A 14655-nucleotide genomic window follows, 5' to 3' on the forward strand; every position below is an offset into this window, starting at 1 on the left:
TTTGTAAACACATTATCAACCATGATAGATATCCTGCTCAGGATTCTTGTCTATGGCGCTGTCGTAAGCGGAATATGGGCGCTCGTTGCTTCAGGTTTCTCACTCATTTTCGGTGTTTCGAGAATCCTGAATTTCGCTCACGGGACGTTTTTTGTTCTGTCGGCATACATTGGCATAAGCCTGTACAAATACGGGCTCGACCCATACATAGCATCGGTCGTGTCTGTATTCCTCGTGGGCATGATAGGGGTTGCGCTGTATTCGGGCATACTTGCCAGAATAAAGGAGCATGAGGTCATGATCATAATCGTAACTCTCGCGTTTGCCCTCCTTGTGGAGCAGATACTCATCCTCCTGTTCGGAGAACACGGTATTTCGTATCCCTCGCTTATCACCGGCGTTCTCAGGATAGGAAGCGTCCCCATCACCTACAAGAGGATTCTCGCGTTCTTCGTCGCAATCATCTGTCTTATCCTGCTCGAGGTGTTCATCAACAAGACAAGGACTGGAAAAAAGGTGTCAGCATCCTCACAGAATGTTGAGGGAGCGATGCTTGTGGGTATCAATGTGGACAGAATTTTCATGCTCACAATGTTCATATCCGCCGTGCTGGCGGGAATTGGTGGCATACTCTACACCCAGGTTTTCGCAGCCACACCAATGGTGGCCATGAAATCCCTGATCTACGCTTTTGCGATAGTCATCCTCGGCGGGCTTGGAAGTGTGAGGGGCAGCATAGTTGCGGCGTTCATTGTCGGTTATGTTATTACAATCGTGATAACCTTCTTCGGGGCAAGGTGGTCTGAGTTTGTGACGCTCCTCCTGATAATTGCCATCCTTATTTTCAGACCTACCGGACTTTTCGGGGTGGAAGAATGATGGTATCTAAGCTACCGGAAATGGATATGAGACAGATAATCGCATGGACGATATTCTTAATAGCGGGTCTTGCAATCCCGTTTGCTGTTTCAGAGGCGTTTCTGTACCTGCTGGGGCTCACCATGATTTTTCTGATCCTGACGATAAGCTGGGACATAATTGTGGGCTACACGGGTCAGGTCAATCTCGGCCACACGGTTTTTGTCGGTCTCGGGGCATACACCGCTGCTCTGCTGCAGGTCCCGTCCAGATTTTCCGGCTCGGTGGATTTTCTGGCAAACATGTCTCCCGTGCCGGTACCCGTATCGATCCTTATGGGAGGAATAGTTGCGGCACTTTTCGGACTTGGCATAGGCATCATTACGCTGAGGCTGAAAGGCTACTACTTCTCACTCGTTACCGCCATACTGCCCCTCGTGTTCATGCAGTCGGTGTATGTCTTCTCCAACATATTCGGCGGTGAGGAGGGATTTTCCATAGGCCTCGAGAGGAGCCTTTCAGAATCACCCCTGCTCAGATACTACTTCGCCTTCGCCGTGTTCATGATCTCCTTCATACTCATCTGGCTGCTTGTCAACAGCGAGATAGGCCTAAAATTCAGGGCAGTCAGAGATGACGAGGTACTCGCAGAGGCTCTTGGAATAAACGTTGTCAAATACAAGATTCTCGCATTCGTTACAAGCTCATTCTTCGCAGGAATAGGTGGTGCCACCCTCGTCCACTACAGAATAACGATCGGGCCCGATGTTTACGATATCCCGCTCATGCTGCTGATAATACTGTCGGCCGTTATAGGCGGGCTTGGAACACTCTACGGCCCCGTTTTTGGTGGGTTTGCGATATACCTCCTCAAGAACTGGTGGCTGAAAGGTGCTGTCCAGGCTTTTCCGGCATGGCTCCCTGTAAACGATGAGGTTCTGCTGTACATACTCCTGATAGTCGTGGCTGTGATTGCACCGGAAGGGTTATGGAGCAAGATAAAGAGGTTCACGGTAAAGAAAGAAGAAGCACTTCCGGAATGACTCCTTTCCGGATTTTTTATCATTGTTACATTGTTTGACAATTACTGTCATAATCTTAACTTTGGTTTATTGTTACCCTTCAATACTTTACAGATTAAACAGAATTACAGCAGAGTGAAACAGTAAAAAACATTTTAATCGCTCATTGAACGATAAAGATCAGCTTATGGCTCTGACACATGTAAACCGATAGAAAAAGTTATTAAGGAATTAATGTAAAAATAAATCATGAACGATCAGATCTGGAAAAAGTGGTATCCATACATAGGATGGCCGGAGGACATTGAAGAACCGGACACCACTCCTCCACATGCGCTTGAAAGCGTTTCAGAGGAATTCAGAGACAAGGATGCCATCATATATTACGGGAACAGGATCAAGTATGGTGAGTTTTTTGACCATGTCTGCAGGTTTGCAGGCGGATTGAGTGAGTATCTGGAACGAGGAGACAGAATTTCATTTTTCATGCCGAACTGTCCCCAGTTCAACATAGGGTACTTCGGTGCAATAAGCAACGGAATGATAGCTGTCCACACGAACGTGATGTACACTGAAAGAGAGCTTGAATACCAGCTCAATCACTCAGGAGCCAGAGCCATAGTAACCCTCGACATCCTTTACGATAGAGTCAGAGCTGTTCTCGACAGAACCGGGCTCGAGTACGTGATCCTGACAAGTCTGAGAGATTTCATATCTCCATCAGCAAGAAGGTTTATCCCGATGCTCCACGAACAGGAGATCAGGGAAAAGGAGAACGTTCTCTACTTCAACGATCTGCTCAAACACTCTCCAAAGAGGCCTGAAAAGGACCTAAAACCCGAGGATGTTGCCTCACTGACATACACGGGCGGGACAACCGGGAGAGCGAAGGGTGCAGTTTACACACACCGCAACCTGATGATCGATGCAAAGATATTCTCTGCCTGTTTGGACATAAGAAGGGGTGAAGACGTTTTTTCCGGACTGATGCCGATGTTTCACGGAAACGGGATATGGACATCCAACATGAACGTCTTCATGAATGGCGGCACCGTTGTTCTGTTCCCCTACTTCGACGCCGGAGAATTCATCAGTGCAATTGAAACCTACGGCATAACCCAGATTCACTGCGTGCCGACCCATCTTGTCGCCATTGTGAACCATCCATACTCGAAGACCGCAGACTTCTCGTCTGTAAGGGTTATAAGCGTTGGTTCTGCTCCCGTACCAGTTGAGCTTCTGAAGGAGGTCAAGGCGCTCATGCCAAACGCAACCGTGATAGAGCAGTGGGGGCTGACCGAGGCTGCAATAATAGGCACGAGCAACCCCGTTCACGGTGTAATAAAGGTGGGCAGTGCGGGACTGCCAGTTCCAACTGTCGAGATGAGAATAATGGACCCCGGCACTGACAACCCGCTCCCACCCGGTGAAGAAAACATTGGCGAGATTGTTCTCAGGAGCAAGAAAATAATCAGGGAGTACTGGAATGATCCCGAAAAAACGAGGGAGGCCATAAAGGACGGCTGGCTCTACACAGGCGATATGGGCTACATGGACGAGGACGGTTACATATACATAGTGGACAGGAAGAAGGACATGATAATCGCCGGAGGGTTCAACATCTATCCGTCAGAGGTTGAAGAGGTTCTCTACATGCACCCAAAGGTCAAGGAGTGTGCCGTTATCGGAGTGCCTGACAAGTACAGGGGTGAGACTGTAAAGGCATTCATTGTTCTCAAGGAAGGCGAAACCGCAACAGAGGAGGAAATCGTGGAATTTGCAAGAAAGCACCTGGCAAGCTACAAGGTTCCGAGAATCATAGAATTCAGAGACGAACTTCCAAAGTCTCCGGTGGGCAAGATCCTCAGGAGAATCCTGAGAGAGGAAGAGAGAAAGAAATTCGAGGGTAGCTGAACCGGTGATATCGTTGAGCGACAGCGTTGACGAACTGTTCGCCCGGATGAAAAACGCCGTCGATAACAGGGCGAAAATAAAGGAGTACAGAGAAAAGGGAATGAAGGTGATAGGAACGCTCTGCAATAATGTCCCGGAAGAAATAATCCACTCAGCCAAAGCCGTACCGGTGAGAGTATTCGGAAACTACGGAAGCACACCCAATGCCAGCTCCGTCATGCCCCAGTGGACGTGCTATTACGCAAGAAACGTTATGGAGGCTGGACTGAGGGGTGAAACTGACTATCTGGACGGGATTGCAAGCACAACTTCCGACGACACCAAAATACATCTTTTCTCGCTCTACCGTTTTTACTTAAAACCGGAGTTCTCCTACATGGTTCAGTATCCGTTCAGCAGAGATGAGAAATCGAGAAAATTCTTCATCAAAGAGCTTGAACGGTTTTCGAGTTTTCTTTCAAAGTTTACGGGTTCCGAGACAGATGCTGCAACACTGAAAAAGTCCATAGAGGTGTATAACGCCTTTAGAAAGATTTGCATGAAACTGGAGAGGTTGAGGAGCGAGGATGAAGTAAAGATAAGCGCTTCGGAGTGGATGCTGATCATGCTGTCATCCATGCACATGCTTAAGGAGGATTTCAACAGAATTGCAGAAGAGCTTTACAGACTTCTTTCTGAAAGAGAGGGAAACGGTGACTACATCCTGAGGGTTCACGTTTCCGGTACGGACTTTTACAGCTCCGAGCTTCTGGAAATTCTTGAAAACCACGGAATTGCCGTGGTCTCTGACGACTTCTGCACCTCCACGGGATACCACCACGGAATCATAAACAGAGCAAATCTTGAGGGGATTGCAGACAGATACCTCCAGTCAACTGCATGCGTGATGACCTCGGCATCCAACGAGCTTTCAGTGCATGAAAGGGCAAAATTCATCAGAGACAGGATAAAGGCCAGCAGGGCTGAAGCTGTAATCGTTTTCAAAGACAGGGGCTGTGAGGTTTGCGGACATCAGTGTCCGGCCATTATCGACGAGCTCGACCTGCCGGTTTTAACGATAGACCTTGACTTTCCGCTTTCGAAGGCCCAAATTGAGGGCAGGATTGAGGCGTTTGTTGAATCCCACGGGAGATGATGTTTATGGCATATTGGAATCCCATCGGTTATAAAACCCTTTACAGGGAGCTTTTCAGGAAGCATCTCGAAAGGCAGAGCAGGCTGGCAGAGAAGAACAGACCTGTGGGGTGGTTCTTCTCCTTCCATCCTTCAGAGCTCATATACGTTTTCGACGTAATTCCAGCATTCCCCGAACAGTACTCAGCATACTGTGCCGCCAGAGGCAGCTCATCAGACCTGATAGACTCGGCAATATCTCATGGATACAGCCACTTCATATGCGACTACTTCAAGACGACCCTCGGCATGATTCTCGAGCCGGAAAAGGCGACAAAACCCCTGATGCCGAGACCGGACTTCATTGTGGGGACAAGGGCTTTATGTGTAGCGCACCACGAGATGGCAGACGTTTTTGCAAGGTATTACGGCGTGCCGAGGTACGTGATCAACTACCCGTACTGGACGTCAGATTCCCTGAAAAACCTCGACGAGGTCACAAAGGAGGCAGAATGGGCCGAGGAACTTTACGTGGAATACACGATCGACAGGCTAAAGGATCTCATGAGCTTCATGGAGTCAGTTGCGGGCCCTTATGATGAGGACAAGTTCAGAGAGGTTTTTGCAATTTCGGAGAAAACATCCCAACTGCTCATCGATACACTGGACCTGATGATGTCCACACCCACTCCAGCGAGTCAGAGAGAGCTTGGAGACTTCGTTTTCATTGCGTTTTTCGTTCTCGGAAGCGATTATGCTTATGAGTTCATGAAGAAGGCTCACGAAATGATGAAAGAAAGGGTGAAAAAACGTGAAGGAGTCTCGGACGAGAAACACAGACTTTTAACTTTCGGAATAATGCCCTGGCACACACTCTCGCTGTACGAATACTGTGAGAGAAATGGCGCCAATTTCCCGGTAAACCTGTACGTGAACGCATCCGTCCACAGAGTCGATGCTTCAAAACCCCTTGAGAGCATGGTGAGAAGGTCGATGCACGTAACCAACTCGGGCTACGAGATGCTCGACAGCGTTGTGAGGACAGCTAAGAAAGCAGACATTGACGGTGCGCTCCTCCTGGAAAACACGGGATGCAGGATAACGTCCATGATCGTCAGACCTCTTGCAAAGGTTCTGCAGGAAGAACTCGGCATAAGCAGTCTCATCCTCGAGGCCCCCCAGTGCGATCCAAGGCTGATGCCACTCGAAAGGGCCAAAAACCTTATTGATGCCTATCTTGAGTCAATATCGTAGTCACACAGGTGATGGCTCTGTACTTTGCCGGAATAGACATTGGATCGCTGGCAATCAAGGTTTGCGTTGTCGATGGGGATGGAAATATTGCGGCATATCACATTGCAAAAACAGAGGCGAAGCTATCAGAAAGCGGCAAAAGAGCATACCTCGACTGTCTCAGAAAGGCGGGGCTTGATGAAGGAGACGTGCTGTTCAGGGTCGCTACAGGATACGGCAGGAACCTGGCATCCCAGCACTTTGCAGATGAAAAGGTTACGGAGATAACCTGCCACGCAACGGGTGCAAAAAAGATTTTCGACAGTGTGAGGACTGTAATCGACATAGGAGGTCAGGACAGCAAGGTAATCGGGCTGTCAGGAGAGGGAAAGGTCGTCAGGTTCACGATGAACGACAAGTGTGCTGCCGGGACAGGAAAGTTTCTCGAGGTGATGGCGGAAAGGCTGGGGGTGTCTCTGAACGAGATGAGCGAGATGCACTTCAGAAGCAGAAAAAAGATCACCATAACCAGCGTGTGCACGGTTTTTGCCGAAAGTGAGGTGATATCGCTGCTCGCACAGGGAGAAGAGGCCGAGGACATTGTGGCAGGACTTCATGAGTCCATAGCCAAGAGGATATACGGCCTCGTAAAGCAGGTTGGTATTGTCGAGGATGTTGTGATGACCGGTGGTGTGGCAAAGAACAGGGGTGTCGTGAGTGCAATAGAGCAGGAGCTGGGCGTGAGAGTACTCGTGCCAGAAGAACCCCAGGTAGTGGGAGCCTACGGGGCCGCACTGATTGCACGGGACAAATTCAAAAAGTTTAAAAAATAAAGAACTCATTAATAAAAATCGGTAAAAACGCCGCCGGTAACATTTTCAAGATTTTGAATCTGCTTTTATTACTTTGTAAACTTTTCTCAACTCAATATCGTAATTCGTAAAATTTATATTTAAGTAATACCAGTATTTATCATGACCGAATATAAGGAGATAATTTACGACAAGGAGTGGTATGACCACACAGCTCTGATAGCCATAAACCGCCCCCATGAGCACAACTCCTACACCCTCACAACACTGAGGGAAATGGTGTCGGCAATAGAGGATGCCATGTGGGATGACAATGTGCAGTTCATTGTCCTGTCGGGTGTCGGAGACAAGGCTTTCTGCACAGGAGGAAACGTCCACGAGTACGCTGAGGAGTACACCAAAAAATCGTCTGACTTCTGGAAGTGGGGCGAGATTTACGGCAGGGTTTTTGACATGATAATGCACTGCGGAAAACCCGTAATTGCAAGGGTGAACGGGATCACGGCAGGAGGTGGCTTCGAGTTCGTCGCTGCCTGCGACCTCGCCATAGCAAGTGAAAACGCCAGGTTCATCTCTCCCGGTCCACGAGTTGGCATGACCTCAATCGGTGGCCTATCCCAGTGGCTGCCTCTCCACATGGGTATCAAGAGAACGGCAGAGATAGTTATGCTGAGCAGCGAGATTGATGCCAAGACGGCATACGAGTGGGGAGTTGTCAACGAGGTCGTGCCGCTCGAAAAACTGGATGAGAAGGTCAAGGAATACATCGACAGGATGCTTGACCTCTCCGCCTCAAGTCTCTGGTACTTCAAGGTTCACCTGAACTGGTGGAGAGACCTGATCTGGAGGCTTACGTGGGAGCATGGCAAGGCCTGGTTCTCGCTGAACATAGGCAGTGTTGAGCCATCAGAGGGACTCTGGGCATTCAAGGAGAAGAGGAAACCGAGAATGAGGGAGATCAGAAAGAAGATCGGAGAAGGAATGGATCCCAGGTATCCATACGGCCCGCTGATGAAAAAATGTGAAAAGTGCGGTGCAGAGTTTCTGCCCGACAATTCGAAATTCTGCCTTGCCTGTGGGGCGAAACTCAAGTAATTTTTATTTTTCAGGGAATGTTACTCCCCCTTCTTTTTGATTGCCGATTTCGAGATGTAGGTGAGAACCACATCTCCGGTCTGCTTGATGACGCTGACCTCGAACGTTACAATGCCGTATTTCTCCCTCTCCTCTCTGTCAACAACCTTCAGAGTTGCCTTTATCGTATCACCTATGAATACGGGTTTTGTGAATCTCAGCTTTTCAATCCCGTAGTATGCCACGATCGTCTTTTCCACGAGCCTCATTCTCGTTATCAGACCGCTCGCTATTGCGAGAGTTAAAAGACCGTGGGCTATCCTCTCCCCGAAAACAGTGTTCTTTGCAAATTCCTTATCGGTATGAATGGGGTTCCAGTCCCCGGATATTGCTGCAAAGTTGACTATATCTGCCTCAGTCACCGTTCTGCCTGCTGTTTCAAATTCCATTCCCACTTCAAAGTCCTCAAAATAAAGGTTCTCCATACTGACCACCCGAACGTCAGCTATTTTCTTACTCCGAGCCTTTTTAAAAGTTCGGTTGGCCTTTCCTGACCGAAGTACTCGTATATCCCTCCCCTGCTATCTTTTTTCACCCCCGGGTCTCCGGTATAGCCCGCATCGACAAGCTGCACGAGAAGCTTCGGAGGCGCCCATTTCGGATCCTTGGTCATCTCGAAGAGCGATTCAAGTATTCTCAACCTCGTGTCCCATCCCACAAGGTCCCCCGTTTCGAGAGGTCCCATCGGGTATCCATAGCCAAGCATCATTCCGATGTCTATGTCCTGTGGTGTTGCTACTCCTTCCTGCACCATCAGCAGCGCCTCCCTGGCAAGAGTCAGGCCAAGCCGGGTTGTGGCAAATCCAGGAGAGTCGTTAACCATGATCGGGACCTTTCCAAGCTCAGCAAACCACGCCCTGATATCCTCCATCAGGTCCCGGTCGGTCAGCATACCTCTTACAAGCTCCACGAGCTTCTGAATCTGGGCAGGATTGAAGAAATGTATTCCAAGAAATCTTTCCGGTTGTTTGACAGCCCCGGAAAGTCTGGTTATGCTTATTGAGGAGGTGTTGGAGCCTATGATCGCATCCTCTGCCACCTCTGCTATTTTCCCGAGGACCTGTTTCTTGAGTTCTATGCTCTCGAAGACAGCCTCTATTATGAGCTGAGCATTCTTCAATTCACCATAATCTGTGGTGGTTTTAATCCTCTCAAGAACTGCGTCCATCACATCCTCGCTGAGCTTTCCCCTTTCAACAAGCCTTTTGAGACCGAACCTTCCATCCCTGATCTCTGCAAGCCCCCTCTCCAGAGCATCCCGGCTCACATCCAGAGCAACAACCTCAAAACCCTTCTGGGCGAAAAACTGTGTGATTTGCGTTCCCATCAGTCCAAAACCAACAACACCAACCGTATCAATCTTCATTTCAATTCCCCCTGAATTCGGGTTTCCTCTTCTCAAGAAATGCCTTCATACCTTCCCTGGCATCGTTTGTGGAGAAGAGCATAGAGAAGAGGGTGAGTTCGTACTTCAAGCCATCTGCAAGGCTCATAGATTTTGCAGAATTTATCGCTTTTTTGGCAAATTTTACTGCAATAGGGGATTTTTCGGCTATCTTTTCTGCAATTTCCATAGCCCTTTCCATCAGCCCGTCCTCCTCAACAACCTCCTCCACGAGGCCCAGCCTGTGAGCGGTTTCGGCGTCAATTATCTCCCCCGTTAGAATCAGCTTTTTTGCCATTCCCATGCCGACGAGCCTGGGCAGTCTCTGTGTTCCACCGGCACCGGGAATCAGGGCAAGGTTTATCTCGGGTTGCCCGAACTTCGCCTTTCTGCTTGCAATCCTTATGTCGCAAGCCATGGCAAGCTCGCATCCTCCACCAAGAGCGTAACCGTTGATTGCCGCAATGACAGGTATGTCCAGTTCCTCAATCCGGTTGAATAGCTCACTCCCGAGTTTAGCTGCCTCCATGCAGTCAAGCGATGTTCTCTGGAGAAGCTCATTTATGTCAGCACCTGCAGCGAACGCCTTTCCAGAGCCTGTTATGACCAGAACCTTCGCCCTTCCCTCAACCTCATCCAGAGCCTCCTTCAGCTCCATCCTGGTTTTGGAGTCGAGCGCATTGAGCTTTTCAGGTCTGTTCAGCGTCAGAATGGCAATATCCCCAACATAATCCAGCTTTATCCTTTCGAATTTTTTCGAGTTCAAATAAATCACCCTACCTTCTCAAAATAAACTTTCCAGACTCCTGTTTCATCCCTGCCGGTTCTCGCCCTTACTTTCTCTCCAACCCTAAGTCCTCCAGACCCCTCAAACCACCCCATTACCCTGAAAGCCCCGAACCTTGCAACGGCAATCGTGTAGGGTTCACCCTTGAACTCAAAGCCCTGGGGAATGCTGTGAATCCGAGTTAACGCCTCCACGACCCCTTCTCCTTTAACCTCAACCCATTCCATGTCGGAGGTGTAGCATGCATTGCAGTCGGCCTGGGGTGGTGAGAAAGCCTTACCACAGTTTCTGCAGACGGTGGCATAGATTTTTCCCTCCTCCATCCCCTTCCAGTACCTTTCGGTTTTTGTGGCCGGAATCCTGTGTCTGATAACGAACTGTCTGCTTTCGATTGTGAACTTATCATCGCCCATGATCACACCCCCAGCACGAACACCCAGCCGAAATGCCCGGTGCCACCGATGTTGTGGGTCAGGCCCCTGTAGTTCTTCAAATCCACCTGCAGCTTTCCTGCCTCGCCCCTAAGCTGTTTCACGATCTCGTAAAACATCGCAACGCCAGTGGCTCCAAGAGGATGGCCCTTTGCCTTAAGCCCCCCGAATGTGTTAACCGGAAGCTTTCCGCCGAAATCTGAATCGCCGCTCTCAACAAACCTCCCGCCTTCACCCTTCCTGCAGAATCTCAGGTCCTCGTATGCCATGATCTCCGCAATGGTGAAGCAGTCATGAACCGCAGCGACATCAAGCTGTCTGACCGGGTCATCAATCCCGGCCATTCTGTATGCCATCTCACCTGCCCTCATCGTGGCTCTGAGCGTGGTGTAACCATCCCTCCGGGTCATGTTGGCGGTATCGCTGCTGAAACCCACACCCTCAATCCATACGGCGTTGTCAATTCCAAGCTCCCTGATTTTCTCCTCACTTGCCAGAACCACCGCCGAAGAGCCGTCAGTAATCGCACTGCAGTCAAAGAGCCTGAGGGGATATGCCACGTATCTCGAGCTTAAAGCTTTTTCAAGCGATATCTCCTTCCTGAACATGGCCTTTTCATTGTGAACGGCATTTCTGTGATTTTTTACCGCAACAAGGGCCATCTGCTCTTCCGTCGTTCCATACTCGGCCATGTGGGCGGAAGCGTGCATCGCGTAATAGCCCGGAAACGTGGTTCCGTACTGGTGGAACTCCCACAGGTAGCTCCCGCTCCTGCCACCAACGGCGAGAGAGGTTGGTGTATCCACCTCACTCATCTTTTCCACTCCCACAGCTATTGCGACATCAACCATACCGGATGCTATGCTTGAGTAAGCCGTGTAAACGGCTGCACTTCCCGTTGCACAAGCAGCCTCAACCCTCACCGGGCCCTTTCCTGCAAAACCGCAGTATTCGTTTACAGGAACGGCGGGCATCAGCTCATAGCTCCTCGTCCCGGCAATGCCCACAACACTCATTTCAATATCATCCTTAGTAAGAGAAGCATCATTCAGAGCCTCGCTCACGGCCTCAAAAGCCAGCTCCTGAAGTGTTACATCATCCCTGATACCGAATTTTGAACATCCAGCTCCGATAATTCCAACTCTTCTTCCAGCAGACATAAAATCACCGTGAAAAGATCAGATGTCGAAGAGGTCATCTTCCTCATCATTCATGGGTGGCATTTTCCCGTGTTTCTGAAGGTATTCCTGAATCATCTCGCTCTCCTTCATCGTGTACATCTCATCCTCAACATAATCGAAAAATGCAGCCCTGCCAAGCTCGTTCATAAGCTCCTCTTTCAGGTTCTCAGTTCCCTTTATGTAAACAATCTCCATCGACTCGTTGAAAAGCCTGAAAACTCCGGCCTTTTCCGGAACGCTTTCAACGTTTTCTTCACTCAGCGGGATCGCCTCATGCAGGGGTGCAAGCATTTTGGCCGAAATGGATTCCCTCCATCTGTTCTTCTGCCTGCCCTTCAGATCCCTGACGGTGCCGGTGGGGCATACCTCAACACACACCCCACAGAACCTGCACCCTGACAGAGTATCGCTCTCAGCAGTTCTGCCCACAAGAACACCGCCATCAATGACCGTAAAGCTCAAAGCCCCGGCTTCCCTGATTTCCTGACAGGCCCTAACACACCTGGTGCAGTTCACACAGTAGTTCCAGTTCCACCGGTAAAGCTTTTCCTCCACAACCGGCAGGTCTTTGAAAACGTATTTTGGCGTGTGGTCTGCCACCCCCACGTACTCGGCGAGGTGTCTCAGCTCGCAGACGGGAAAGAGATCGCAGCACCTCTCCTCAACCGGGTTCCCGAAGCTGCACTGAATCCTGTCGCAGCCGTGCCTGTACTCGCAGGTTATGCAGACGTGTGGATGACTGGCAAGAATTTCAGCAAGTTTTCTCTGCCTTTCCTCCCTGAGAGAATCGCTGTCGGTCACCACTTCCTCTCCGCCCTGAGGGACGTATTCGCATGACTTAACAAGTTTCCCGTTGACCTCAACAACGCAGATCCCGCAGCCGTCGTAATGCCCTGCTTTACCCTCGATAACCTCACCACCTCTGAAAACCCTTTCAACGCCTTCTGAAAGAGTGGCGGGCGAAACGTCGGGATGGTGGCACAGATTTGGAATATAAATGCCATTTTCGAGTGCTACTTCAATGAGATATTTCCCGGACTCGCATGATACTTCTCTGCCATCAATCCTTATGCGTATCTCTCCCATCATGCACCTCCCGAAAAAAATATTATTTTCTGGATTTGATGTAGAGCGCTCTGGCGAAAAGCGCTGCACCGATTGCTCCGGCGAGCTGAGGGTCAACCTTGGGCTCGAGAGCCTTCATGTTCAGCTTGTTCTCGATTCTTCTAACAACTCCAACGTTCTTCGAAATTCCGCCCGTGATTGCAAAGTCCGCCTCAACCCCAACCCTCTCGAGAAGCTCGACAACCCTGCTCGACACGGCATTGAAAAACGCAGCAAGAATCATCTCCCTGTTCCATCCCTTCCTGATAAGCCCCAGAATCTCTGACTTTGCAAAGACGACGCACGTGGTGCTGACAGGCTCGGGCTCCTCTTCAACCTTCAGAGACATGTCACCGACTTCAGTGATTGGAACGGAGAGCAAATCGCAGACCACCTCGATGCCCCTTCCCGTCCCGGCAGCACACTTGTCGTTCATCAGGAAGTTGATCACCTTGCCTCTGCTGTCAATCTTTATTGCCTTCAGATCCTGGCCGCCCATGTCGAGCACGGTCCTCACGGTGTTGCCGTAGACATACACAGCACCCCTGCCGTGGCATGCGATTTCGGTGATCGTTTTGTTCGCAAACGGAACGCTCACTCTCCCGTAGCCAGTGCCGACAATGTAGTGGATGTCCTCCCTTTTCATGTCTCCAATTTTCTCAAGGACTGCATTGAGCGCCTTTTCAGAGCTGGCACTGCTGCTCGTCCCGGTTCTCATGCTGGCGTAAGCGTAAAGTTCACCATCGGCCACTATCACCGCCTGGGTGCTGACAGAGCCGAGGTCTATTCCGCAGCTTATCACCTCTGCATCCTGCCAGTTCCTTGACTCATCCACCCAGACTGTTTCTGGCCATCTCCAGTATTCACTCTCCTGAACACTAACCATTCACCTCACCCCCTGAACTGCAGAAAGAGCCGCCCCTATTGCGGGGATAAGCTCCGGTGGATAATCCTCAGGAACGTAAACCTCCTTCCCAAGCTCTCTCTTCATGGACTCAATGAAACCTATGTCGTTGGCAAGACCGCCTATCAGCAGAACATCGTCCCTTATATCCAGTCTCCTGGCTATCGCAATGACCCTGTCGGCGATGGCATCATGTATCGCCCTCGAAATCTCGGCCTTCGGGACGTTGGAGTGCAGCAGGGAAACAACCTCGGATTCTGCGAAGACCACACACTGGGCGTTCATGGGTATAGCCCTCGTTGCCTGGAGGGCAAGCTGACCGAACTCCTCGGGAGTGACTTCGAGATACCTTATCATCGCGTCGACAAACGATCCGGCTCCCGCAGCGCACTTGTCTGCAAGAGCGAAATCCCTGACGTTGCCGTTTTCGTCAAGGCTGATTGCCCTGCTCTCTTCAGCGCCAACCTCAATCACGGTCCTTGCTGAGGGTCTGACGAAGTAAGCCCCTCTTCCAGCCGCAATTACCTGCGTAACCTCGTCATCAGCAAAAGGAACAGAAATCTTACCAAAACCGGTGGCAACTATTTTCTCGAGGTCATCCCTCTTCAGTCCTGCCTTTTCAAGTGCCTCGCCCAGCACGGTTTCGGAGGTTTCTCTGTGGTCTGTGCCAGTTCTCGCCATGACGTAGGAAAGTATGTTTCTGTCTGCGTCCATAATAACAACTTTTGCCATCTTGCTCCCCACATCGATACCCGCAACAACCATCCTCAATCACCCC

15 protein-coding genes are annotated in these 14655 nt (G+C 50.1%); 7 read left to right on the forward strand and 8 right to left on the reverse strand.

Annotated elements, in window-relative coordinates:
- The first annotated feature begins 21 nt into the window (after positions 1 to 21).
- The 7 genes from GACE_RS03855 to GACE_RS03885 all read left to right on the forward strand — a co-directional run bounded on the left by GACE_RS03855 (position 22) and on the right by GACE_RS03885 (position 8047).
- Positions 22 to 879, forward strand: coding sequence for a branched-chain amino acid ABC transporter permease (locus GACE_RS03855; RefSeq protein ID WP_052400213.1), 858 nt, complete (start codon positions 22 to 24; stop codon positions 877 to 879).
- Positions 876 to 1901: a branched-chain amino acid ABC transporter permease gene (locus GACE_RS03860; RefSeq protein WP_318249289.1), complete on the forward strand. Its 1026-nt coding sequence runs from the start codon at positions 876 to 878 to the stop codon at positions 1899 to 1901. The genes GACE_RS03855 and GACE_RS03860 overlap by 4 nt, the downstream gene beginning before the upstream one ends.
- Positions 1902 to 2129: 228 nt before the next feature.
- Entirely contained in the window at positions 2130 to 3794 is a 1665-nt protein-coding gene (locus tag GACE_RS03865; RefSeq protein WP_048091343.1) for a long-chain-fatty-acid--CoA ligase, read from the forward strand.
- Positions 3795 to 3798: 4 nt separating this feature from the next.
- Positions 3799 to 4929 carry a 2-hydroxyacyl-CoA dehydratase gene (locus GACE_RS03870; RefSeq protein ID WP_148305913.1) on the forward strand — a complete coding sequence of 377 codons (1131 nt, stop codon included), beginning with the start codon at positions 3799 to 3801 and terminating at the stop codon, positions 4927 to 4929.
- 5 nt (positions 4930 to 4934) lie between these two features.
- Positions 4935 to 6161: a 2-hydroxyacyl-CoA dehydratase subunit D gene (locus tag GACE_RS03875; protein ID WP_048091347.1), complete on the forward strand. Its 1227-nt coding sequence runs from the start codon at positions 4935 to 4937 to the stop codon at positions 6159 to 6161.
- Positions 6162 to 6172: 11 nt separating this feature from the next.
- Positions 6173 to 6973, forward strand: a complete 801-nt coding sequence (locus GACE_RS03880) for an acyl-CoA dehydratase activase (RefSeq protein ID WP_048091349.1) — start codon at positions 6173 to 6175, stop codon at positions 6971 to 6973.
- 141 nt (positions 6974 to 7114) lie between these two features.
- On the forward strand, positions 7115 to 8047 hold the full coding sequence (locus GACE_RS03885) for an enoyl-CoA hydratase-related protein (protein WP_052400214.1): 933 nt from the start codon (positions 7115 to 7117) through the stop codon (positions 8045 to 8047).
- A gap of 20 nt (positions 8048 to 8067) precedes the next feature.
- Here GACE_RS03885 and GACE_RS03890 read toward each other — a convergent pair whose 3' ends face one another.
- From GACE_RS03890 to GACE_RS03925, 8 genes are read right to left on the reverse strand one after another with little or no spacing between them, the layout of a single operon-like run.
- Positions 8068 to 8511, reverse strand: a complete 444-nt coding sequence (locus GACE_RS03890) for a MaoC family dehydratase (protein ID WP_048093625.1) — start codon at positions 8509 to 8511, stop codon at positions 8068 to 8070.
- Between the two features lie 20 nt (positions 8512 to 8531).
- The gene (locus tag GACE_RS03895; protein ID WP_048091351.1) at positions 8532 to 9452 is read right to left on the reverse strand and encodes a 3-hydroxyacyl-CoA dehydrogenase family protein; all 921 of its coding nucleotides are present in this window, start codon (positions 9450 to 9452) and stop codon (positions 8532 to 8534) included.
- A 1-nt stretch (position 9453) separates the two neighbouring features.
- On the reverse strand, positions 9454 to 10236 hold the full coding sequence (locus tag GACE_RS03900; protein WP_048093627.1) for an enoyl-CoA hydratase/isomerase family protein: 783 nt from the start codon (positions 10234 to 10236) through the stop codon (positions 9454 to 9456).
- 5 nt (positions 10237 to 10241) lie between these two features.
- The gene (locus GACE_RS03905; protein ID WP_048091353.1) at positions 10242 to 10670 is read right to left on the reverse strand and encodes a Zn-ribbon domain-containing OB-fold protein; all 429 of its coding nucleotides are present in this window, start codon (positions 10668 to 10670) and stop codon (positions 10242 to 10244) included.
- Between the two features lie 2 nt (positions 10671 to 10672).
- On the reverse strand, positions 10673 to 11848 hold the full coding sequence (locus tag GACE_RS03910) for a thiolase domain-containing protein (protein ID WP_048091355.1): 1176 nt from the start codon (positions 11846 to 11848) through the stop codon (positions 10673 to 10675).
- 18 nt (positions 11849 to 11866) lie between these two features.
- The gene (locus tag GACE_RS03915) at positions 11867 to 12958 is read right to left on the reverse strand and encodes a 2Fe-2S iron-sulfur cluster-binding protein (protein WP_048091357.1); all 1092 of its coding nucleotides are present in this window, start codon (positions 12956 to 12958) and stop codon (positions 11867 to 11869) included.
- 19 nt (positions 12959 to 12977) lie between these two features.
- Positions 12978 to 13859, reverse strand: coding sequence for a benzoyl-CoA reductase, bzd-type, subunit Q (gene bzdQ, locus GACE_RS03920; protein WP_048091359.1), 882 nt, complete (start codon positions 13857 to 13859; stop codon positions 12978 to 12980).
- On the reverse strand, positions 13860 to 14642 hold the full coding sequence (locus GACE_RS03925) for an acyl-CoA dehydratase activase (RefSeq protein WP_048091361.1): 783 nt from the start codon (positions 14640 to 14642) through the stop codon (positions 13860 to 13862).
- Between the last annotated feature and the right edge of the window lie 13 nt (positions 14643 to 14655).

The sequence above is a fragment of the Geoglobus acetivorans genome, assembly GCF_000789255.1.
Taxonomy (GTDB): Archaea; Halobacteriota; Archaeoglobi; order Archaeoglobales; family Archaeoglobaceae; genus Geoglobus; species Geoglobus acetivorans_B.